Genomic DNA, 20975 nt, shown 5'->3' on the forward strand with positions numbered 1-20975 from the left:
TTGATCAATAAGTTATTTGGTGCTGCCATATTTGTTTTGCTGCCTGCCCTTGCCTTTGCCGAAGCGATCCCGCGCGGTGGTCCAAATGACAGCCGCGTGCGGCTGGCAACATATCAAGAAGGTCAGGTCTACCGTCTCAGCGTCTCGCTTACCCATGTCACCACGGTCGAATTCGGCGAGGGTGAAAGCATCCGCTCGATCATCGCGGGCGACACCGAGGGCTTCGAGATCGATGGCGTGCCCGGAGGCCAGGCATTTGCAATCAAGCCCGTCGCGCGCGGGGTCCATACCAATGTGACCGTCTACACGAACAGGCGCAGCTACTATCTCAACGTCGAGGAGGTTCGCAGCCCGACCTTCTATGTGGTGCAGTTCCGCTATCCTGATGACGCTGGGCGCCCGACTCGAGCCATCGCCGCCCAAGCGCCAAACTACAATTACGGTGCCAGCGCGCGGACCGAGTTTACGCCAACCCGCATCTGGGATGACGGGACGTTCACGTATTTCGCGTTTCCAAGAAACGCGCCTGTGCCCGCAATCTTCCGCTACGCGGGCGGCCGCGAGCGCACGGTCAACACGCAAACTCCTGAAGACGGCGTGATCCGCGTCAGCGGCGTGAACCGCCAATGGGTCCTGCGACTTGGCGAAGAGGTGGTCTGCATCGAGGCGATCCCGCCCGCGGAGGCCACCTCATGAGCGATACCGGGAACACCGAGCTGGAAAAACGCCTCGCCGCCCTTGAGAAAGGCAGTGCCCGCGCCCCCACGGCGTCGCAGCGCCGGTCGCCCCTTCTCGCGCTGATCGTGGTCCTCGTCATCGGCGCAGGTGGTGCCCTGCTCTATCTCCTCTCACAGCCCGACGAAGAGGAAGCCTTGCCGACGGCCACCCCGGACGTCTTCCAAAACGAGGGGGACGGCTTTGGCGCTATCGAGACCTTGCCCCCGCCCGAGCCCGAGGTTGTGTTTGTCGGACCGGATCCAGTCGAGCCCAACGCGGAGCTTCTGGCGCAGATCAGCGCCCTGCAGGCTCAGATCGAGGAGTTGCGCAACGCCCCTGAACCAGTTGTCGAGGAAGACACCGCCGCCGCAGAGGCTATTGACGCGCTGACCGCTCAGATTGCGGCGCTACAAGCCGCCTCGGAAGCCGCACAGCAACGATTTCAGGACGAACTGACGGCGCGGGATCGCAGCCTTGAGCAACTCCGCATGGATCTGGAACTGGCCCAACTCGAGGCCAGCCGACCGCAACCCGCGCCAGTGGGCCCCACGGAAGATGAGCTGCGCGCACGCGAGCAAGAGCGACTGCGCCGCGAGGAAGAAGCCCGGCGCATGGCCGAGCTGGAGCGCCGCGCCGCGGAGGAACGCGCCTTCCAGGAGCGGCGCATCACCTCGCCCACCATCGCGTTTGGCGGTGCCTCCGGAGCGAATGAAACGGCTCTGACAGAACGCACTTTTGGCGAGGTGACGGATTTCGTGCTGAACGGGGCGCTGCCCTCGACGGTGACGCAGGCCGAGGTGATCGCCAATCCCTCCAACACGATTCTACAGGGCACCATGATCCAAGCCGTCATGGAAACCGCCCTCGACAGCTCTCTGCCCGGCCAGACCCGGGCCCTTGTTTCCGAAGACGTGTTCAGTTTCGATGGCTCACGCCTCCTCATTCCGCGCGGGTCCCGCCTGATCGGGCGCTATCGCTCTGGCGTCGATATCGCGCAGCGCCGGGTCACCATCGCCTGGGATCGGATCATCCTGCCCGACAACCAGACGATCCAGATCAGCTCCTTCGGGGGCGATGAACTGGGTCGCTCAGGTGTGACCGGCTTTGTCGATACCCGCTTCGATGAACGCTTCGGCTCTGCGGCGTTGATTTCTCTGATCTCAGCGGCCCCAAGCGCCGCCGCTGCAAACGTGCAGGATGAGACCGCCGCGGACGTGCTCGAAGACGTGGGCGATGATCTCGCCGATGCCACGGACATTGTGATTGGCGACTACCTCTCCATCGGCCCCATTATCTATGTCGATCAGGGCGCGCGCGTCACGGTGATGGTCGACCGCGATCTGGAGATATTCTGAGCCCATGTCGCTGAGCTATCTCGAAACCTCGCTCGACCGGATCGATGCCGCCGCACGCGACGATGTCATCGAGATCTGCATCAACCCTGACGGTAGCTGTTGGGGAGAATTCCGGGGCGATCACTTCATGCGGAGGCTGGACCAGGCGTTGACCACGACGGAAGTCAAAGACCTCGGCAACCAGATCGCCTCCTCGGCCAATACCACAATGAGCAAGGACCGCCCCATCGTCTCGGTCTCGATCACCTACAAGGGCCGCCCTATCCGCGCACAGGTCATCACCCCGCCCGCCGTGCTCTCCGCCATGTCGATCAGCCTACGGTTCTTCTCGAGCCTGCCGCTCGAAGGGATCGCGCTCGATTTCCTCTACGGCAAAGAACGCAAGCTTGAAGAACTCCGCATTGAGAAAACCCGGGAACTGCGCGAGGTGGTCGCTGCAGGCGTCATCGACGATGCTCTGACCTTCTGCGTCGAGAACAAGCTGAACATGATCGTCTCCGGTGGCACCTCCACCGGAAAGACCGTAGCCGCGCGCAAGATCCTCTCTCACGTACCGGCCGAGGAACGCATCGTGACCATCGAAGAAGCCGCCGAGCTTCTGCCGACCCAGCCAAATGCCGTGACCCTCATCGCCAATCGCGACGCAGAATTCCAGACCGCCGATGTGCTTCTCACCGCCACGCTGCGCATGCGCCCCGACCGGATCATCCTGGGCGAGGTGCGCGGCAAGGAGGCCATGACCTTTCTGGAAGCCATCAACACCGGCCATGGCGGCTCGATGACCACGCTGCATGCCGAAACTCCCCAACTTGCCGTGCAGCGCCTCGCGATCGCAGCACTAAAGACCGAGATCCCGATGACCTATGCCGACATGATCCAGTACATCGAGAATTCCATCGACGTGATCATCCAGGCCGGTCGCCATGACGGCAAACGCGGCATCACCGAATTCTACCTCCCCGGCGCAACTGAGATTGGAATTTCCCCATGAAGACCTTTGAATACGATATCCTGTCCTTTCCCATGGCCCGAAAAACCAGCCTTGCCGACATGCAGGCCAGCCTGAATGCCAAAGGTGCGGAAGGCTGGGAGGTGGTGTCGATCAGCTCCTCGGAATTCGCCAATGTGGGACACACGGTCTTCCTGAAGCGTGAGACCACACCCGCCGGAGCCACGGCATGAGGCAGGCGGGCTGCACCCTCGTATTGACTGCGCTGGTCTTGGGCCTGACGTTGGCACCCGCCTTCGCTGAGCGCGATCTCGTGCCGACCCTCGATCGCAGCTTTGACGTCTGTCCGGACCGGCCCGCTGAACCCTTGTGGATGCAGGAGATCCCCCTGCGCCAAGCCTATCAGCGGGTTCTGGTTCAGGACATCTATCGCGCCCAGAATCTCGAGCGGGTCGTCGAGATCGGCAACTGCGACTGCGCGACCCGGTTCCCCTCTTGGGACGCAGCCGAGGCCGTGTTTCATGAGAGCTACGCGAGCGACGAACGATGGGAAATGCTGCAAGCCTCGGACGCCTACAACCGCCACGCCAACGCCGCCCGTCCCGAAGCCCAGGCCATCTGCGACGTCGCGGGCAATTGGTAAGGAAGCCCCGCGATGAGCGTCGTCACCTATTTCGTTGAAACCTCCCAAGCCTATCTCGACACCGCCGCTGAGACCCAGTTTGGTGCGGTTGCGGCAACGGTCGGCACGCTCCTGGTTTTGGGGACAACGCTGGTGGTGATCCTCGTCGGAATCAACATGATCTATCAATACCGGGCCATGGATGGGCACACAGCCTTCTGGCTCGCGGTCAAGATTGGGCTCATCGGGATATTCGCGACCAATTGGATGCAGTTCAACGCGTTCTCGTCTGCTATTCTCTATGGGATCGACAGTATCGCGGGCGCGCTCGTGGCCTCCGTCGGCGGCGGCAGCCCGGGGCCTTCTGGAACTTTCGCTGAAGAATTCGACCGGCTGATCGCGGAGCTGGGCGACTATCTGAACGCTGCCGGGTCCGAGCTGAACTGGATGGCCGGCGCCATGCTCGACATTGTCGGGGTCCTCTTGCTCTCGATCCTCGGAGGGCTGGCCGCCTTCATCCTCGTGGCCTCCCGACTGATGATCGCGCTTCTGATCGGAATCGCCCCGGTGATGATTTTCCTGACCCTCTTCGAGGTCACCAAGGATTATTTCGCGCGCTGGTTATCCGCGCTTATCTCCTTCGCGATCTACCCTATCGTGGTCGCAGGGGTCTTCGCAACCATCACCGGGGTGGCCTCCGCTCTCATCGGCGAACTAGGCGATCCCGAAGGGGCCTCAAACATCGGCGCGCTCATCCCCTTCTTCATGATGGTGCTCATGGCCAAGGGCTTCATTATCGCCACGCCCTTCATCGTCCGCGCGATTTCCGGCAACATCATGATGCCGGCCCTCTCCGGCGGCCTCGGCGGCAGCTACAGCTTCGCTCGCGCCGCCATGGGAAGCCAGCAGGCCTACAATCGCTACCTCATCGGCGGGGCCAGTGGAGCAGAATACGCAGCCCTCAGGGCGCGGCAGTTCTTTGGCGTACAGCAAATGCCAGTGCGGCAAGGCATGGGACAGACGGGTTCCGGAGGCGGCACAGGATCCGCAGACTCGGGATCAAAAATGCTGGCGCAGCTGGCGAGACTGGGACGGCTTGGGCGACGGTGACGGCCCTAACCAGACCTTGGCTATACAATCAAGATGCTGCGGTGCAGCCCGTCAAAGCGGCCATTCGTGCGTGTCGCAGCATTTTTGTCGGCGTTATCGTCGGTCTTTGGACCTTGCTGATATTCGATTCAGTTACGGTTAGAGGCGAAATTCTGCAGTGAACTTCTATCCAAAGAGACTAACCCGAGAATGTGCAATATGCAGCTTGGTAATTATTCAAAAGTGAAAGTAAGTGGCGGGGCTGTGTCTCATCTACGATAGGCTCCATCAAAAACCGAGTAAACATAGCTGGCTGCTCAAACTCTGCTTCAGATGTTTTTGACCAGATTATCGGTTCATAGGGGGGCAAAAAAAGCATCTCGAACATCGCCGAGCCGTTTGGCTCATCTCCGCTACCAGTCATGAAGGCATACTCATCACCAATCGGCACAGACGGATCAGGGATCTTCGTGCGATTGAGGTCGAATGTAATTTCGATAAATGACCCTTCCGCAGAATTCTCGTCGCTGATTTTGAAAGTTAACGCTGTGACATCGCAATCACTAATTTGCATTTCACGACGGTAAATCAGAGGAGGATATAGCTGCCATCCGACACTTACACCTGTATCTAAGTATCGCTGGTTTGATGTGACTGACGCCTCCTCAATCTGGCGAGCAAGTTCACTTCGGGCATCTTCAGCTTGTGCACTGACTGCCAGAAATCCAATAACCAATGAAGAAACAGCGGATCGGATCATCAAATTATCCCAATTATGTTGCGATCTGTCTTGATCAAAAATGACCTCGGACCGATCAATGGGGTACGGAGTGATTTTTCTCGCAAACTTAGTTGTTAAAAAGCCCCAAGTTACCTTTTCACAGCATTTCACCCCTATTCGTAACTGCCCCGTGCTATTGGCGAATAGGACTCATTGCCACCATTAGTTCGGTTGTGACATTCGTGGATTTGACCTCAAATCGTCCAGCTGCTTTAGTCAGATCGTACCAAAGCCTGAACAATTACAGCGAAGATCCGTATCTCGCCCACTGTGTAGGCGTCACTCACGGACCTAATCGGACCTCTAAGGTATAGTCCAGCGCGGTTTCACCGCCCGGACGAGAGGAGCCGCCACTGGGTAGCGCGAATTCCTCCACAACTACTCTTGTATCGCTTCGAGGTAGTCGAGTAGATTTGCAAAGTCGGTTTCCAGCACCTCTCCATCTGCGCCCCCATTCGGGTAAACATGGCGAAGTCCGACCGTCGAAAAATCGGGCATTGCAGTAAAGGGATCTTCTTTTTCGAGGCGGCCCATGATGAAGCGACTAACAAATTCCCGAGGGAAGTATCCGTCATTGCGTTGTTTGAGCCCTGTTAAGTCAGGCGGTACGACACCCACGGCCAATGATTCAGACCCTGCGCCTTTGCCTCGCGCACCATGACAAGCTGAGCATTCTTTTGCAAAAATCAGTTGCCCTTCACGAATTTCTTCAGACCCCTTGATGGAGCCTTCTGAACAACCTGATAGAAGAAAGCACGATAAACCGGCGATTGCTGAAAGACGGATTTGCATTAAAATAGCCCCCCCTTAATTTGTGACTAACCATCGTTATGCCCAGCTGTGAAGTCAATCACTTGTCTGCCCGGTCTGACGTCAGCACCTCTGGGACAGATTTGAGATAATTGAATATAGGAGGATTTCTGGTTCATCTCGACGATGGGGAGATCGAGATGACAAAGAAGCCGCGTGAACCGGCGAGCCCCGTCAAGAGTTCGCCGCCCATAGCGGTGGCAACACCTGCCACAGCCATGATCTACTTGCGCGAAGCTTGCACGCTTTTTGGGGCTTCAGGCAGGCCGCGGCTAAGTTTCGCACTATCTAATCAAAAGGTTGACGCGGAGTGCTCCCATAACACCTGGTAGCATGTGTTCTTATTCTCCCATCAAAAGGGCAATAAATTGCAAATCGGCAAGTTCAAATTCCCCGTCGAAGCGTCGTTGGTTGTAGTTGTGCTCGCTATCTTCAGCGGACTGGGCCTTTGGGTTGTGAAAAGCTTCCCAGACCGATCTCCAGTTTCAGCTGCGCCTAAGCTTCAGGAGCAGACCAAAGAAGTCTGTGAGGAGAAGATTTTGAACAGCCTTTCTGGCTCAAGGAGATCCACAGAAGAAACGAGTATTCGTGATTCAGAATTTGTCTGGAAGATCACAAGCTACGGAAATGAGATCACAGCCGACGCAAAAGTAACCAGCCATAACATCTTCGGAGCTCTTCTTGCCTCGAGCTGGAGCTGCAAGGTGCAGTTAGTTTCACAAAGGATACAATTCGTTAGCTTGGCCGAAAACTAACCGTTCGATTTGTTCGCGGATGATTGGAACCGAGAACTGACCTGAGGGGGCGGGGACGACAAGTTGGGCTAACTTGGAGGTAGTCGATATACAGCCGCGTGAATTCTTCGGCTGAGCCCAGATAAAAGTGGGGGGATTACCCTGCCGAATGGCTGCTTTCTCGAATAGTGGACCAATACTTCGCAATCGCAGCGAATGTCTGGTTTCCGCCCTTCCTTACTGAAGGGGAGCACCTACACGAACGGCCCAGACCAGACCTTCGTCAGGGAGGTTTTCGCTGCGTCGCAACTTACCCGAAGGTGCCATTCATGCCGGTGCTGTTGACCCGACCAGGATTGCCTCTCATGGCTCGTCAAGACATGGCGTGAACATCCTCAGCAGCGAAGTCGATGAGGGTTCGTATCTTTCGAGGTAAGGTCCGACCTTCGAGATAAACGACGGTAACCGGTCCCCCATCCATGTCGAAATCCTCGAGCAATGGAACGAGGCGGCCAGTGTCCAGCATGTCGGCGGTCGCGAACCGCGGCGCATAGGCGATCCCCATGCCGGCCGAGGCCAACTCGATTGCCGCCCGGGCCGAGTTGACATGGAACCGGCCCCGCACTTGGGCGACGATCGCGGTGCCGTCTTTGCTAAACGTCCACCGATGCGGTTGGCGCCGGTTGGTATCGACAATGCAGGCGTGCTGAGAGAGATCATCCGGTGTTCTCGGTGCCCCGTGCTCATTCACGTAGTCTGGATGCGCAACCAGTGAGCTGTGAAACGTGCCGAGCTTGCGCGTCTTGAGTGACAGCGTCTCCGACACACCCATCCGGAACGCCAGATCGATGCCGTCGGCGGCCAAGTCGACGTAGCGATCGTCCAACCTGAGGTCGAAAGTCAGATCCGGGTGCGCTTCGGCGAACCGGGCCAACATGCCGGCCACGTAGACTTCGCCGAAGGTCACAGGCGCCGAGACCCGGATGATCCCGCTCAGGCCGCGCGACCCCTCTGACACAGACCCCAGCAGAGCATCGAGCTCATCGAGGACGGCTGGCGCCCGCGCGAGGAGATCCTCGCCGGCTGGCGTCAGCCCCACCTTCCGGGTCGTTCTCTGGAGCAGCCGCGCGCCGAGGCGCGCCTCCAGTTCGGCCACGTATTTCGAGGTCAGGCGGTTCGAGACCCCCAGTTGCTCGGCCCCTGCGGTGAAGGAGCCGGTCCGTGCGGTGGCCACGAAAGCCTTGAGTTCGTCGACAATATCCATGAGCGCCCTTTTGAGAATAAATTCGCGATAGTCATTCCATAAAATCGTCATTTTATGGAATATGGGAAAGCCTTACTTTCGCTTTAGTGATCAACAGGCCGCCGCAGGGCGGCAAAGCGAAGGAGAATGCCATGCGTATCGCAGTTATCGGCAACGGAAATGTCGGCTCAGGGCTCTCGCGGATTCTGGGCGAGGCCGGCCACGAGGTGACAACCATCGGCCGCAACGACGATCTCTCTACCGCCGTCGCCAAGGCGGAGGTGGTAGTCGTCGCCACGCCCTACGGGGCCATCGCGGATCTTGCCGGCAAGGCCGACTTCAGCGGCAAGACCGTCATCGACGTCTCGAACCCGGTGACCGAGGACTTCTCCGGCCTTCAAGTCGGGCACAAGACCTCGGCGGCCGAAGAGATCGCCTCCAGGCTGTCCGGCGCGACGGTGGTGAAGGCGTTCAACACGGTCTTCGCCCAGCACTACGGCACGGGCCTCAAGGTCAATGGCCAGCCCATCCAGACCTTCGTCGCTGGCGATGACGAGGCCGCGCGCGAGACGGTCAAGGCGCTGGCCGCCGAGATCGGCCTCGAGCCGGTCGATGCCGGCCCGCTCGCCAACGCCCGCTACCTCGAGCCCATCGGCTTCCTCAACATCCAGTTCGGCTACGTCTTCGGTCACGGCACCGGGATCGCGCCGCGCTGGCAGTTTTCCTGACATCCCCAACCCCACGGAGCATCTGACATGACCACGCAGACCCATACCGACTACGCCGCCGCCGCCCTTCGCATCTCGACCGGCGTCCTGTTCCTCGCCCATGGCTGGATGAAGGTGAGCGCCTTTACCATCCCCGGCACCGTCGCCTTCTTCGAAGGCCTCGGCCTGCCCGGCGTGCTCGCCTACTTCACGATCTTCGCAGAGCTGGCGGGCGGTATCGCCCTGATCCTCGGTCTCGGCACACGCCTCGTCTCGATCGCGCTGATCCCCGTCCTCCTGGGCGCGACATGGGCGCATTCCGGTTTCGGCTGGAGCTTCTCGAACGAAGGCGGCGGCTGGGAATACCCGCTGTTCTGGGCGGTCGTGCAAGGCGTCGTCGCCGTCCTGGGACGCGGAGCCTTCGCGCTGCGCGTGCCGCAGCTCGACCAACGCCTCGGCCAGTTCGCCTGACCTCCCTTGCTGGCCGCGGGTCATCTCCCGCGGCCGCACTCTTTCACAAGGAGACCTGCAATGACCACCGTCGACCACTTCTTCGACATGACGACCGCGCCGATGCGTATCGGGGCGGTCCGGCTCAAGGTGCGGGACCTCGATGCGGTCTCCACTTTCTACCAGATGGCGCTGGGGCTCAGCCCGGTCGCGACCAGCGAGCATCGCGTCACCCTCGGCACCGGCGACACGCCGTTTCTGGAGCTTCAGGGCGACCCAGGCCTTTCCCCACTCGACCCGCGGCAGGCCGGGCTCTTTCATACCGCCTTCCTGATGCCGACCCGATCCGACCTGGCCCGCTGGGTCGCTCACATCGCCGAGGCGGGTGTGCCGCTTCACGGTGCCTCGGATCATATCGTCAGCGAGGCGCTCTATCTCGCCGATCCCGAGGGCAACGGTATCGAGGTCTATACGGACCGCCCGGTCTCGGCCTGGCACGGCGAGGGCGGCGAGATCCGGATGAGCACCGACCCGCTGGATCTTCAGGGTCTGCTGCAAAGCGCCGCAGGCACCGAATGGTCGGGTTTCCCCGAGAACGGCAGCATCGGCCATGTCCACCTTCAGGTGGGCGACACGGGCGAAGCCGACCGCTTCTACCGCGACGTGCTCGGCCTCGATATCGCGGCGCGCTATCCTGGGGCCAGCTTCTACGGCAGCGGCGGCTACCACCACCAGCTTGCCGGCAATATCTGGAACAGCCGCCGGGCCAGCAAACGCCCCGAGGGTATGGCAGGTCTCGATGCCATCGAGATTGTTGTCCGTGATGCGGCGGACATTGCCTCCATCGCTGGCCGGGTTGAAAGCGCCGGGCTTGAAAGCATCAAGAATGCCAACGGCCTGACCGTTCGCGATCCCTGGGGCACCGCAATCACGCTCAAGAATTAAGGAGACGATCATGCTTCGAGACGGGAAATGGGTTGCCGACTGGCAGCCGGTCCAGGCCAAGGACGACAAGGGTGGCTTCGTCCGCCAGACCTCCAGCTTCCGCCACTGGGTGACGCCTGACGGGAGCGCCGGGCCGACCGGCGAGGGCGGCTTCAAGGCCGAGGCGGGCCGCTACCACCTCTATGTCGCGCTGATCTGCCCCTGGGCGTCGCGGACGCTGATCGCCCGAAAGCTGAAGGGGTTGGAGGACGTGATCTCGGTCTCGGTCGTCGAACCGGATCTCTCCGACCAGGGCTGGCACTTCGGCGATCCGACCGAGGCCGAGGGCGCGTCCTACATGCACGAAATCTACACCCGGGCCGACCCGACGATCTCGGGCCGGGCCACGGTGCCGGTGCTCTGGGACAAGAAGCGCGGGACCATCGTGAACAACGAGTCCGCCGACATTCTGCGGATGCTGAACTCCGGTTTCGGAGATCTGGCCGACCATAGCATCGATCTCTATCCGGCGGACCTCCGCGAGGACATCGAGGCGCTCAACGACCGCATCTATCCGAGCTTGAACAATGGCGTTTACCGCGCGGGCTTCGCCACCACGCAGGTCGCCTACGAGGAAGCATTCTGCGAGGTTTTCGCAATGCTCGATGAACTCGAGGAGCGCCTCGGCGACGGTCGCGGGTTCCTTTTGGGAGGTCGCTTCACCGAGGCCGATGTGCGACTCTTCGTGACGCTGGTGCGCTTCGACGTGGCTTATCACGGCCTCTTCAAGTGTAACCTGCGCCGCATCGCGGACTACCCTGCCCTAAGCCGCTACCAGGCCCGTATCCTCGCTATCCCCGGGGTGCGCGATACGGTCAGCATTGACCACATCAAGCGCGGCTACTACTCGATCAAGGCGCTGAACCCCACCGGCATCGTGCCTGTCGGGCCGGAATGTTCCCTGGGCTGAGGGCCTCGGTCGGCCATCCGGATCAGGCCCCCTGGCGCGCGCGGGGGGGCGCCAGCTCCGCCGCGCCGGACATTGATCACTCGAATCGCGAAGGCCGCAATGAGACCGGCGACGGCAATCCAGGAATGTCCGCTATTAGATCACCGACGTCGCCGTATCGCACTTGCAGCAAAGGTCAGCTCTCCGCCCATTGTGTTGAAGAACTCCTTCTTTTCGCGTCAGCAGGCGCTGGACCAGAGTTTTGTTCTGCTGGAGCTCCAATCTGCCTCCCGAAGGGGACGCTATCCTCACTGGTGAAAGCAAGCATTCTGGAAATTCGTGTAGGTTTGAAGCCGCACGAGTAATTCAACACATTTCGCCCTGCATGAAGGTTGGTGCTTGCGGCCTACTTTGTTGATAACCTCTTTCTCAGTCGAGATCTGAACTCTTGTTTCAATTCCTGTAGTTGAGGGGAGGTTTGCCGATGATGGCACAAGAACGGCAGGTGATCGTTCCAGACTTTACAGCGTAATAGGAAACCCGGATATTCATTCCGGTTATAATATCTAGCTGATCTTGATGCGCAAAGCATGGGGATAGTCCCACCTTCTTTTGGAACAACCAGTGAATTTAGGCAGGCATTCTAGCTACTCATCCGGCTTTCGCGCTACGAAATCGATCAGGGCAGACATGCCGACATGGGCCGAACCGGAACGCTGTTCAGCTTCGTATTCTTCGCAAACCAAAATCTTCCAGCCCGCGAACGCGTCGTCAAAATCTGCGCTGGTATACATGTTTTCCAAATGGGGTGGCCCACCGGTGCCGAACTCCAGCTGTTTTGGTGTGTACCCATGGATCATGACCAGACCACCAGGACGGGTCGCATCTTGCATCTTGCGCCAAAGCAGAGCCCGTTCAGCGGGGCCGACGAACTGGAAGAAAACGCCAAGCGTGATGTCGAACGCCTCTGTCGGCCAATCCCAGTCAAACAGGTCGGACTGGACAAAGCGGGGTGCTACGCCATTTTTGCGCGCCAGTTTCTCTGCCTTGGCGACCGCAGAGGGTGCGAATTCGACGCCTGTGACATTCAGGCCCCTCCTGGCCAGATAGACAGCGTTACGACCCTCTCCCTCGGCAATGGACAGGACGGACTGGCCGGCCTTGAAATACGCCTCGTGCTTCAGCAGAAACGGGACGGGTTCGGTTCCGAACAAATAGCCGTCCTTGGCAAATCGTTCTTCCCACATGTTACGCCCTTCCCTGACTAGATCGCTGTCTTTGACCGAAGGCAGCTGACACCTTCAAACTGCGACAGGAAGACCTGTCCGGTCAACTCTGACAGGAAATGCGCCCGTTGCAGACGGTCCATGACCGGGCCCTTCACTTCCGAAAGATGCAACTTCACGTTCATCTCGTGCAGGCGTTCGTTGATCGCCTCCAGGGATTCCAGCGCGCTGAAATCAATTTCATTTATGGCCGAACATTGCAGGATGACATGGCGGATGGCCGTGTCCCCGGCGACGCGCGACTGGATCTTGTCTTCCAGAAAGCGGGCATTGGCGAAATAGAGGCTTTCGTCGACGCGCAGTGTGACGATGCTTGGGTCCGTGATGACATCATGGCGCAGGATATTGCGATAATGCTCGGTGCCGGGGACCTGGCCGACCTCGGCGATATGCGGTTTCGATGATTTGTAGAGATGCAGCAGGATCGACAGGCCGACGCCAGCGGAAACGCCGGCTTCGACGCCGATGGCGAGCGTGATCAGGATGGTGGCGAGGACAGCGGCAAAATCGGCCTTGGAATAGACCCAACTGCGTCTGAGGATCGAAAAATCCACCAGGCTCAGGACGGCAACGATGATCGTAGCGGCCAGCGTTGCCTTGGGCAGAAAATAGATCAGCGGGGTAAGCGCAAGTGCCGCGATCCCTAGGCCAACAGCCGTGAAGGCCCCCGCGGCTGGTGTTGCGGCGCCTGCGTCATAGTTTACCACCGACCGCGAAAACCCGCCAGTGACGGGGAAGCCACCTGTCAGCGCTGCGCCGATATTGGCAGCCCCAAGACCAATGAGTTCCTGATCGGGGTCGATCCTCTGACGCTTTTTCGCGGCCAGGGTCTGCGCGACTGAAATCGATTCCACAAATCCGATGATCGAGATCAGGAAAGCCGGCAGCAGCAGTTGCCCCAAGAGGTCTGGCGACACCGAAGGCAAGGTGAAGGGCGGCAAGCTTTGCGGGACGTCGCCCACGACCTTCACCCCCATCTCCGCGAGCCCCAGGCCCCAGACCGCCAGCGTCGTCGCGATGACGACGAAGACCGGGCCGGTCTTGACAAGAACCCCCGTCAGACCCGCACCAAGGCCAAGCCCGGTCAGCAAAGGCTTCAGGCCCTTGCGAACCCAGAACAGAAATCCCGTCGCCAGAACACCGATGACGGCGGTGATCCAGTTGATCTGGGATAGGTGACTGAGCAACGACACCACAAGGTCAAGCAGGTTGTGCCCCTCAGCGTCGATCCCAAGAATATGTTTGAGCTGGCTCGCGGCAATGATGACACCTGACGCGGTGATGAACCCGGCAATCACCGGGTGAGACAGGAAATTCGCGACAAACCCGAGCCTGAACAAACCCATTGCCAAGAGCATCACCCCCGAAAGGCCGGCCAGCGAAAGGGCTGCGACGGCGTAGCCCATCGTCCCCTGATCCACGATGTTGCTGAGCGCGGCAGCAGTCATCAGGGACACGACCGCCACCGGTCCTACGGCCAGTGAATTGCTGGTGCCGAACACGGTGTATAGCAGGATCGGTACAATTGACGCATAAAGCCCCGCCTCTGCCGGAAGCCCGGCCAGCAGGGCGTAGGCCAGCGATTGCGGGATCAGCATGATCGTTACGATCAGGGCGGCTGTCAGATCGTTGGACAGGGCCGTGCGGGTATAGGTCCGACCCCAGCTAAGGATCGGCAGGTATTGGGACATGGTCATGGGGATCTCAGACAGGTTTGGCCGTCTCGCCCATTGGGCAAGACGACGAGAAATTATTCAGCAACGATCTTTTCGGGTTTCGCCATCCATTCGCGCCCTTTCAGCATGCCTTTCCAGTAGATCGGCGGCAGCATCTTTTCCTTCAGGAACCACGCCGCGCGGGTGGGCTTGGTACCGTCGATGAACGCCTTGGGGAAACTCGGCAGCATTGTCCCGCCATAGCCGAATTCGGCCAGGATGATCTTGCCGCGTTCCACTGTCAGCGGACAGGAGCCATAACCGTTATATTGTGCCGTGGCCGACCCGCCGCGCATATCGGCGACGATGTTCTCGGCCACAACGGGGGCCTGAATACGTGCAGCAGCAGCGGTCTTGGCATTCGGGGCATTCATCACATCGCCCAGCGACCAGATGTTGTCATAGGTCTTGTGGCGCAATGTGGCTTGATCCACATCGACCCAGCCTGCGGCGTCTGCAAGGGCGGAGACACGGATGAAATCCGGTGCTGTCTGGGGCGGGCAGACATGCATCATGTCAAATTCCATCTCGACCCGTTCAACCTTGGTGTCCGGCTTGGCCACATCGAACCACGCCTTTTTCGCAGGCCCGTCCACCGCGACAAGGTTGTGAAAGAAGTTGAGGTCAGCGTCGTATTTTTTGACATACTCCATCAGTGCCGGGACATAGTCCTTCACGCCAAACAACACGCCACCCGCGTTGTTGAACTGGATGTCGATGTTTTTCAGAACACCGCGCCGGTGCCACGCATCGCCCGACAGATACATCGCCTTTTGCGGCGCGCCCGCGCATTTGATTGGCATGGGTGGCTGCGTAAAGATCGCACGGCCTTCGCGCATCCCCTGCACGAGTTCCCAAGTATAAGGCGCAAGGTCATAGCGATAGTTCGAGGTCACGCCGTTCTGGCCCAGGGTATCGACAAGGCCCTCGACCTTGTTCCAGTCCAGCTTCAGCCCCGGACAGACGATCATACGGTTGTATTTCACGACGCGGCACCCATCCAGGATGACTGCATTGTTTTCCGGCTCGAACGCTGCGACGGCGGCCTTGATCCAATGTACACCTCGCGGGATCAGCGAGCCCATGGTGCGGGAAGTCTGTTCCGGCTCGAAGATGCCGCCGCCCACCATGGTCCAGCCCGGCTGGTAGTAATGTATGTCGGCGGGATCAATGATCGCGATCTCAAGTCTCGGTTTGCGGGATTTCAGGCTGGCCGCAACGGCAATGCCACCGGCACCCGCACCGACGATCACGATGTCATACTGCGCGTCGCCCGTATCGGTCGGTGTCTTGCCGCCGTTCACGATCCGGCGCACCACGCCCCCCATGTCATAGCCTGCCGCCTTGGTTGCCGCGAGGATATCGGCAACGCTGCGCGTCTTTGCCTGCGACAGCGACCAAAGCGTCGCTGAACGTGTCCCCGTCCGGCAATAGGCAAGCACCGGACCGGGCAGGTTGGCGGTTGCCGTCTCAAAAGCAGCCGCATCCTCGTCAGATACCTTGCCTGATACAATCGGCTGATAGGTCGCTTCGATCCCTGCCTTGCTGGCCGCCTTTTCAATCTCGGCAAAGCTGGGTTGATCCGCACCTTCGCCGTCGGGGCGATTGCAGATGATGGCACGAAATCCGGCATCCTTGATCGCCTGCATGTCGGATGCGGTGATCTGCGGGGTGACCGACAGGTTTGCGGTCAGTGTCTTGATATCCATGAGAATGCGTTTCCGTTCAGAATTTATTGGCTGGAATTTTGAAATAGCTATGGCCGTCGCTTTCGGGCGCGGGCAACGCCCCGCCGTTCAGGTTCACCTGCAAGGCAGCCAGCATGCGCTGTGGCAGGGAAAGCGTCGCGTCCCGCTCTTCGCGCAGCGCGATGTAGTCAGCTTTCGACGTGCCCCCACCGATGTGGATATTGCTGGCCTTTTGGTCGCCAACCGTGCTTTCCCAACTCGGTTCATCGCGCGTTTTGGTGCCGTAGTCGTGGCCAATGAAGACGCGGTGATCATCGGGATGGGCCAGAATGGCTTGAATACTGTCGTAAAGCTCGCTTGCCGATCCGCCCGGAAAGTCGCATCGCGATGTGCCTGCATCCGGTTGCATCAGTGTGTCGTGGGCGAAGATGGCATCGCCTACCACGTAGGTCACGGATCCCAGCGTGTGACCGGGTGACAGCATGACCGATACATCGATATTGCCGAGCCTGAACTTTTCGCCGTGAGCAAACAGCCGGTCAAAGCGTGCATCGACATCAAAGGCGTCCGGGAGGTTATAGAGGTCACGCCAGAGAACCGCGATGTCGCGCACTTTCTCTCCGATACCCGCCTGAACGCCGGTTTGCGACTTGAGCCAGTCGGATGCCATCAGGTGATCGGCATGAGGGTGTGTATCCAGGATCCATTCGAGCTCCAGCCCGTGGTCGCGCAGATAGTCCAGCGCATATTCGGCATATCTTTGCCCGGTGGCATAAGATTTGGGATCGAATGTCTGGACGATATCGATCAGCGCGGCTTTCTTCGTCTCGGGGTCGATGCAGATGTACTGGGCACTTCCCGTCGCTTCATCATAGATGCCTACCACTTCAGGGCTACCTGCGCCCTTGGAGGGGGAAGTTTTCATAAGAATATCGTTGGTCATGGTCGCCTCGCTGGCTCGATGTGGTGTTCGGTTTGTATGGCTTTCGGTGGTGCAATCACGGAAAGTTGGTGATTGCACCCCCGGATCTACTTGGCGGGGCGGCTATTGGGCGTCGCCTGGAGCGATTGAAACAAGTTTCGCGCTATATGCCCTTTCGCCAATGCGCTCGATCAGGTCCAACTGAAGCTCAAGCCAGCCTTGGTGGCCTTCCTCTTCAAGAGCTATGCGTTCGAACAGGCTGCGGGATCCCACGTCGCCCGCGTCATAGGCCAGCTTTGCCGCGTTGAGGTAGAATTCAATCGCTTCCTTTTCATCGGCCAGGTCTGCCTCGAACATTTGCTGCAAGGTGGCTGCAGCTTTAGGAGCCTTGGCAAAAGCAATTTCGGGTGTGCCCTTGAGAAACAGGATGCGTTCGATGAACAGATCGGAGTGCCCCAACTCCTCGGCCTGTTCGCCGCGCATTTTGTCAGCCATCACATTCAACCCCCAATCATCGAGAACATGAGCATGCAGTTGATACTGATGAGCTGCGCTCATTTCCATCTGAAGGGCTTTGTTCAGATTTTCGATCGTCTTGGTATTATTCATCACTCTCTCCAGCTTTTATTGAATCTCGTCCGGTTACAGGCTGTTGATCGGCACCTTGAGCATTGGGTTGCCGTTGTCATCCGTTGGCACTTCGCCCGCGCGCATGTTCACCTGCAACGAGGGGATGATGAGCCTGGGCATCGCCAGCTGTGCATCCCGTTCAGTACGGAACTTGATGAAATCCTCACGGGTCCTGTTGCCGCCTACATGAATATTCTCGGCTTTCTGTTCTGCCACTGTGGTTTCCCACTGGATCGCGCGGCCGTTCGGGCCGTAGTCGTGGCACATGAACAATCGTGTCTCATCAGGCAGGGACAGGACTTTCATGATGCTCTCGTAAAGATCGTCTGCCGATCCGCCCGGAAAATCACACCGCGCAGAGCCGCCATCGGGCATGAACAGCGTATCACCGACAAAGGCGGTATCACCGATTACATGCACCATGCAGGCGGGCGTATGGCCGGGGGTGTAGATGGCAAAGGCTTGCATATTGCCGATCCTGTAGGTGTCCCCGTCCTTGAACAGCGCATCAAACTGCGACCCGTCACGCTGGAATTCAGTGCCTTCATTAAACACCTTTCCAAAGGTTTCCTGGACGACCAGGATCTTCTCGCCTACCCCGATTTTCCCGCCCAGCTTTTGCTGGATATACGGGGCAGCGCTGAGATGATCGGCGTGGACATGGGTCTCGATAATCCATTCCAGCTTGGCGCCCATCTGCGTGATCCGGGCGATCATCGCGTCCGCGTGGTCATAGGTGATCCGACCGGCGGCATAATCTATATCCATCACGCTATCTATGATGGCACAGGCATCAGATGTGGGATCTTTGACGACATAGCTGATGGTGTTCGTGGCCTCATCAAAAAAGGCTTCGACCTCGGGTTTGACGCTCATGTTGATGGGATAGTCTGTCATTTTATTTTCTCCGGTTTTCGGGATCTGCGGTCTTTGGCTCAATGGCCCGTACCGCGCTCCATCATCATCTCATGTACGGCAGCCATGCCGCGCTCGGTCATGGCTGTCACTTCGACAGCGTGGGTGTGCAGGGCTGCCACAACCTCTGGGTCATCAGACGTCTGGACGACGAATACACCACGCCGAAGAGAGAGCAGGTTTTTCATTGGGCAGCCTTTGCAGGACTGCGGGTTGAGAGAAGCCGACGTGCATAAAATCCGGCAACGACCGCGACAACGAACAGCGCCACTTCCCAACGGCCCGTCCCGAGCGCTGGTATGGCTGCACCGGGGCAGAATCCTGCGATGCCCCAGCCGATGCCAAAAAGCGCCGAGCCGCCGACCAGCTTTAGGTCGATATCCGTGCCTGTTGGAACCTGAAAGCGCCCGCCGAACATAGGCGCGCTGCGCCTCCACGCCAGCCGATAGCCAAAGTAGGTCACGACCAAAGCACCGCCCATGACAAAGGCAAGACTGGGATCCCATGTGCCTGCAAGATCAAAGAAGTTCAGGACTTTGGCGGGGTCCATCATGCCGGAAATTGCGATGCCCGTGCCGAATACCAGGCCGGTGACAAGTGCAAAGATCAGTTTCATGTCCTAGCCTCCAAACACATGACGGATCGCGAAAACGGTGATCGCCGCGGTCGCCATGAAGGTGGGAACGGCAACCAGTGACCGGACTGACAATCGTGACAGCCCGCAGACGCCGTGACCTGATGTACAGCCGGACCCGAGACTTGCGCCCAGGCCCACGATGATGCCGCCGATGACGATCATGGCAGGGCTCACCGGGATGGTAAGTGCCGGCATTGCACCGGTGACCCCGAAAATCAGCATGGGGGCCAGGATCATCCCGATCACCAGCGCGGCCCGCCAGGACAGTTCCTCGCGATTTTCAAAAAAGACGAGCCCGGACAGAATGCCTGTCGCACCAAATATCCGGCCGAGCCCAAACATCAGCAAGACAGCGGCAAGGCCGATCAAGGCCCCGCCCCCCAGCGATTGAAACGGTGTGAATGCAGTCTCGAACATCATAGCTTGCAAGTCCGGATGCCAAAGATGCGGTAGAGCGGACAGAACTTCACTGCCGATGTCCCGAGCATCACAAGGCCCGCAATGACAGAGATAATGGTCGCGGCAGTTCCGTTGAAAATTTCCAGACCACTCACAAAGGGTGCGGCCAGCAGCACGATCCCCAAGAGGGCGCGGACTATGCGGTCAAAATTACCTAGATTCGTTGTCATGTCGCTGTCTCCATAAAAGATATAAACTCAATAGCCCTTTGGGCGACATGGTTCGGTGACATTGTCACCAAACGTTCGACTTTATCTATGCGCTGTGATCAGCGAGGGTCTGAAGCTGCTGCCGGTCTTTGAGCGTCACGTTGCCGCGCGCTTGCTCTATCCAGCCGCGCCGTTGGAATTCCTGCAATTGGCGCGAGATCACTTCGCGCGCGGTACCCAGCTCGACTGACAGTTTCTGATGGGTGGTTGCGACCTTGTCGGTTCCGCTGGAAAGCTTGATCAGTTTGTCCGCGAGCCGCACATCGACCCGCTGAAAGGCGACCTCGTCTATCATCAGGAACAGATCAGTGATGCGCTTGGAAAAGGCGGCAAACACGAAATCACGAAACGGTTTGGAGCCCGCGACCAGATCGTCAAAAACCGAGCGTGGCACAGCGGCCGCCTTTACCATCGATTCAGCGACGCCTTCCGCCGAGTAGTCGTCATATGCCAACAAGCAGGCTGTGGTCAGCACGCAGCTTTGCCCGGCTTCGATCCGGTACAGAACAATCTGGTGCCCCGTTTCAGAGACCTGCTGCACCCGAACTGTCCCGTCCAGCAGGAACAGCATGTTTTCCGGCGACTTGCCGGGACCGAACACCATTGTGTCCTTGGGAACGCTGACGATTGTACTGCGCGTTGTCAGCAGCTGTTTCGTCGGCAGATCAAGCCGCGAGAGCCCCGGAAAACGTTCGACCCAGTCGGCATCCCCGGTCATGTTGCAGCACTTTCCGAGCGTGGGGTTTCAAGCGGGGCGATACGGTCCATCAGCTGACCGCGATTGGCGGCGATATCCGCGATTGTCAGATCGTCCAGAACGGCCATGAAGGCCGCTGTCGCCTCCTTCATTTTGCGCGACAGGATGCAGATGCCCATCAACGGACAGGTGTTTTTCTCCGGATTGAAACACTCGACAACATCAAGCGGTCCTTCGGTGATCCTGACCACTTCACCGACGATGATCTCTTCGGGCGGGCGGGCAAGACGGAAGCCGCCATTGCGGCCGCGGACGGTCTCTAGGTACCCGGCTTTTCCCAACTCATGCACGATCTTCATGATGTGTGGCCGTGACAGATTGTGGATCCGGGCGACATCATCAATGCGCACAAGGTCAGGCGCCTTGAGAGCCGCAAGTTGCAGCGAGCGCATCGCATAGTTGGTGTAGCTGGTCAGTTTCATGGGTG

26 protein-coding genes are annotated in these 20975 nt (G+C 59.0%); 11 read left to right on the forward strand and 15 right to left on the reverse strand.

The annotated features are described in order from the left end of the window. Genes B4F27_RS13130 through B4F27_RS13155 form a run of 6 tightly spaced genes read left to right on the forward strand, consistent with a single transcriptional unit; the run spans window position 1 to window position 4753 of the window. Entirely contained in the window at window positions 1-696 is a 696-nt protein-coding gene (locus tag B4F27_RS13130) for a TrbG/VirB9 family P-type conjugative transfer protein (RefSeq protein WP_132998441.1), read from the forward strand. Then, window positions 693-2072, forward strand: a complete 1380-nt coding sequence (locus B4F27_RS13135; RefSeq protein WP_243252209.1) for a TrbI/VirB10 family protein — start codon at window positions 693-695, stop codon at window positions 2070-2072. Before B4F27_RS13130 ends, B4F27_RS13135 begins: the two co-directional genes overlap by 4 nt. 4 nt (window positions 2073-2076) lie before the next feature. After that, window positions 2077-3063, forward strand: coding sequence for an ATPase, T2SS/T4P/T4SS family (locus B4F27_RS13140; protein WP_243252208.1), 987 nt, complete (start codon window positions 2077-2079; stop codon window positions 3061-3063). After that, window positions 3060-3254, forward strand: a complete 195-nt coding sequence (locus tag B4F27_RS13145; protein ID WP_243252198.1) for a DUF4177 domain-containing protein — start codon at window positions 3060-3062, stop codon at window positions 3252-3254. The genes B4F27_RS13140 and B4F27_RS13145 overlap by 4 nt, the downstream gene beginning before the upstream one ends. Next, window positions 3251-3664, forward strand: coding sequence for a hypothetical protein (locus B4F27_RS13150; RefSeq protein WP_132998428.1), 414 nt, complete (start codon window positions 3251-3253; stop codon window positions 3662-3664). Before B4F27_RS13145 ends, B4F27_RS13150 begins: the two co-directional genes overlap by 4 nt. Before the next feature lie 12 nt (window positions 3665-3676). Beyond that, the gene (locus B4F27_RS13155) at window positions 3677-4753 is read left to right on the forward strand and encodes a type IV secretion system protein (RefSeq protein ID WP_286759874.1); all 1077 of its coding nucleotides are present in this window, start codon (window positions 3677-3679) and stop codon (window positions 4751-4753) included. A gap of 178 nt (window positions 4754-4931) precedes the next feature. Here B4F27_RS13155 and B4F27_RS13160 read toward each other — a convergent pair whose 3' ends face one another. Both B4F27_RS13160 and B4F27_RS13165 read right to left on the reverse strand, forming a co-directional pair. Beyond that, window positions 4932-5492 carry a hypothetical protein gene (locus B4F27_RS13160; protein WP_286759875.1) on the reverse strand — a complete coding sequence of 187 codons (561 nt, stop codon included), beginning with the start codon at window positions 5490-5492 and terminating at the stop codon, window positions 4932-4934. Window positions 5493-5891: 399 nt separating this feature from the next. Then, a complete protein-coding gene (locus B4F27_RS13165; protein WP_286759876.1) occupies window positions 5892-6305 on the reverse strand; it encodes a c-type cytochrome in 414 nt (137 codons plus the stop codon). Between the two features lie 386 nt (window positions 6306-6691). On the opposite strand from B4F27_RS13165, the gene B4F27_RS13170 reads away from it, so the two are divergent. Continuing rightward, window positions 6692-7078, forward strand: coding sequence for a hypothetical protein (locus B4F27_RS13170; RefSeq protein ID WP_286759877.1), 387 nt, complete (start codon window positions 6692-6694; stop codon window positions 7076-7078). Between the two features lie 352 nt (window positions 7079-7430). On the opposite strand, the gene B4F27_RS13175 is transcribed toward B4F27_RS13170, so the two are convergent. Further along, window positions 7431-8321 (reverse strand): LysR family transcriptional regulator, encoded by an 891-nt coding sequence (locus tag B4F27_RS13175; RefSeq protein ID WP_180828223.1) that lies wholly within the window; start codon window positions 8319-8321, stop codon window positions 7431-7433. A gap of 131 nt (window positions 8322-8452) precedes the next feature. Between B4F27_RS13175 and B4F27_RS13180 the strand changes: the two genes are divergently transcribed. Genes B4F27_RS13180 through B4F27_RS13195 form a run of 4 tightly spaced genes read left to right on the forward strand, consistent with a single transcriptional unit; the run spans window position 8453 to window position 11351 of the window. Continuing rightward, on the forward strand, window positions 8453-9028 hold the full coding sequence (locus B4F27_RS13180; protein WP_166125636.1) for an NADPH-dependent F420 reductase: 576 nt from the start codon (window positions 8453-8455) through the stop codon (window positions 9026-9028). Between the two features lie 27 nt (window positions 9029-9055). Then, window positions 9056-9478 (forward strand): DoxX family protein, encoded by a 423-nt coding sequence (locus tag B4F27_RS13185; RefSeq protein WP_166125638.1) that lies wholly within the window; start codon window positions 9056-9058, stop codon window positions 9476-9478. A 60-nt stretch (window positions 9479-9538) separates the two neighbouring features. Further along, window positions 9539-10402, forward strand: coding sequence for a VOC family protein (locus tag B4F27_RS13190; RefSeq protein ID WP_166125640.1), 864 nt, complete (start codon window positions 9539-9541; stop codon window positions 10400-10402). Between the two features lie 10 nt (window positions 10403-10412). Beyond that, the gene (locus tag B4F27_RS13195) at window positions 10413-11351 is read left to right on the forward strand and encodes a glutathione S-transferase family protein (protein WP_271689133.1); all 939 of its coding nucleotides are present in this window, start codon (window positions 10413-10415) and stop codon (window positions 11349-11351) included. 626 nt (window positions 11352-11977) lie between these two features. On the opposite strand, the gene B4F27_RS13200 is transcribed toward B4F27_RS13195, so the two are convergent. The 12 genes from B4F27_RS13200 to B4F27_RS13255 all read right to left on the reverse strand — a co-directional run bounded on the left by B4F27_RS13200 (window position 11978) and on the right by B4F27_RS13255 (window position 20970). Then, entirely contained in the window at window positions 11978-12577 is a 600-nt protein-coding gene (locus B4F27_RS13200; protein ID WP_286759878.1) for an SAM-dependent methyltransferase, read from the reverse strand. A 17-nt stretch (window positions 12578-12594) separates the two neighbouring features. Beyond that, window positions 12595-14313, reverse strand: coding sequence for a SulP family inorganic anion transporter (locus tag B4F27_RS13205; protein WP_414717702.1), 1719 nt, complete (start codon window positions 14311-14313; stop codon window positions 12595-12597). A 53-nt stretch (window positions 14314-14366) separates the two neighbouring features. Beyond that, window positions 14367-16040, reverse strand: coding sequence for a bifunctional protein tyrosine phosphatase family protein/NAD(P)/FAD-dependent oxidoreductase (locus B4F27_RS13210; RefSeq protein WP_286759879.1), 1674 nt, complete (start codon window positions 16038-16040; stop codon window positions 14367-14369). 16 nt (window positions 16041-16056) lie between these two features. After that, complete coding sequence (locus tag B4F27_RS13215; RefSeq protein ID WP_286759880.1) at window positions 16057-16944, reverse strand: MBL fold metallo-hydrolase; 888 nt, start codon at window positions 16942-16944, stop codon at window positions 16057-16059. Between the two features lie 120 nt (window positions 16945-17064). Continuing rightward, the gene (locus B4F27_RS13220) at window positions 17065-17550 is read right to left on the reverse strand and encodes a bacterioferritin (protein ID WP_286759881.1); all 486 of its coding nucleotides are present in this window, start codon (window positions 17548-17550) and stop codon (window positions 17065-17067) included. Between the two features lie 33 nt (window positions 17551-17583). After that, a complete protein-coding gene (locus tag B4F27_RS13225; RefSeq protein WP_286759882.1) occupies window positions 17584-18468 on the reverse strand; it encodes an MBL fold metallo-hydrolase in 885 nt (294 codons plus the stop codon). A gap of 38 nt (window positions 18469-18506) precedes the next feature. After that, a complete protein-coding gene (locus tag B4F27_RS13230) occupies window positions 18507-18674 on the reverse strand; it encodes a hypothetical protein (RefSeq protein ID WP_286759883.1) in 168 nt (55 codons plus the stop codon). After that, on the reverse strand, window positions 18671-19102 hold the full coding sequence (locus B4F27_RS13235; RefSeq protein ID WP_286759884.1) for a DUF6691 family protein: 432 nt from the start codon (window positions 19100-19102) through the stop codon (window positions 18671-18673). Before B4F27_RS13235 ends, B4F27_RS13230 begins: the two co-directional genes overlap by 4 nt. 3 nt (window positions 19103-19105) lie before the next feature. After that, window positions 19106-19540 carry a YeeE/YedE family protein gene (locus B4F27_RS13240; protein WP_286759904.1) on the reverse strand — a complete coding sequence of 145 codons (435 nt, stop codon included), beginning with the start codon at window positions 19538-19540 and terminating at the stop codon, window positions 19106-19108. After that, window positions 19540-19752, reverse strand: coding sequence for a YgaP family membrane protein (locus B4F27_RS13245; protein WP_286759885.1), 213 nt, complete (start codon window positions 19750-19752; stop codon window positions 19540-19542). Before B4F27_RS13245 ends, B4F27_RS13240 begins: the two co-directional genes overlap by 1 nt. 85 nt (window positions 19753-19837) lie before the next feature. Continuing rightward, complete coding sequence (locus B4F27_RS13250; RefSeq protein WP_286759886.1) at window positions 19838-20509, reverse strand: Crp/Fnr family transcriptional regulator; 672 nt, start codon at window positions 20507-20509, stop codon at window positions 19838-19840. Continuing rightward, window positions 20506-20970 carry an RrF2 family transcriptional regulator gene (locus B4F27_RS13255; RefSeq protein WP_286759887.1) on the reverse strand — a complete coding sequence of 155 codons (465 nt, stop codon included), beginning with the start codon at window positions 20968-20970 and terminating at the stop codon, window positions 20506-20508. The genes B4F27_RS13250 and B4F27_RS13255 overlap by 4 nt, the downstream gene beginning before the upstream one ends. Window positions 20971-20975: the final 5 nt, after the last annotated feature.

It is taken from the genome of Sulfitobacter sp. UBA1132 (assembly GCF_002311545.1).
In the GTDB taxonomy this organism is placed as follows: Bacteria; Pseudomonadota; Alphaproteobacteria; order Rhodobacterales; family Rhodobacteraceae; genus Sulfitobacter; species Sulfitobacter pontiacus.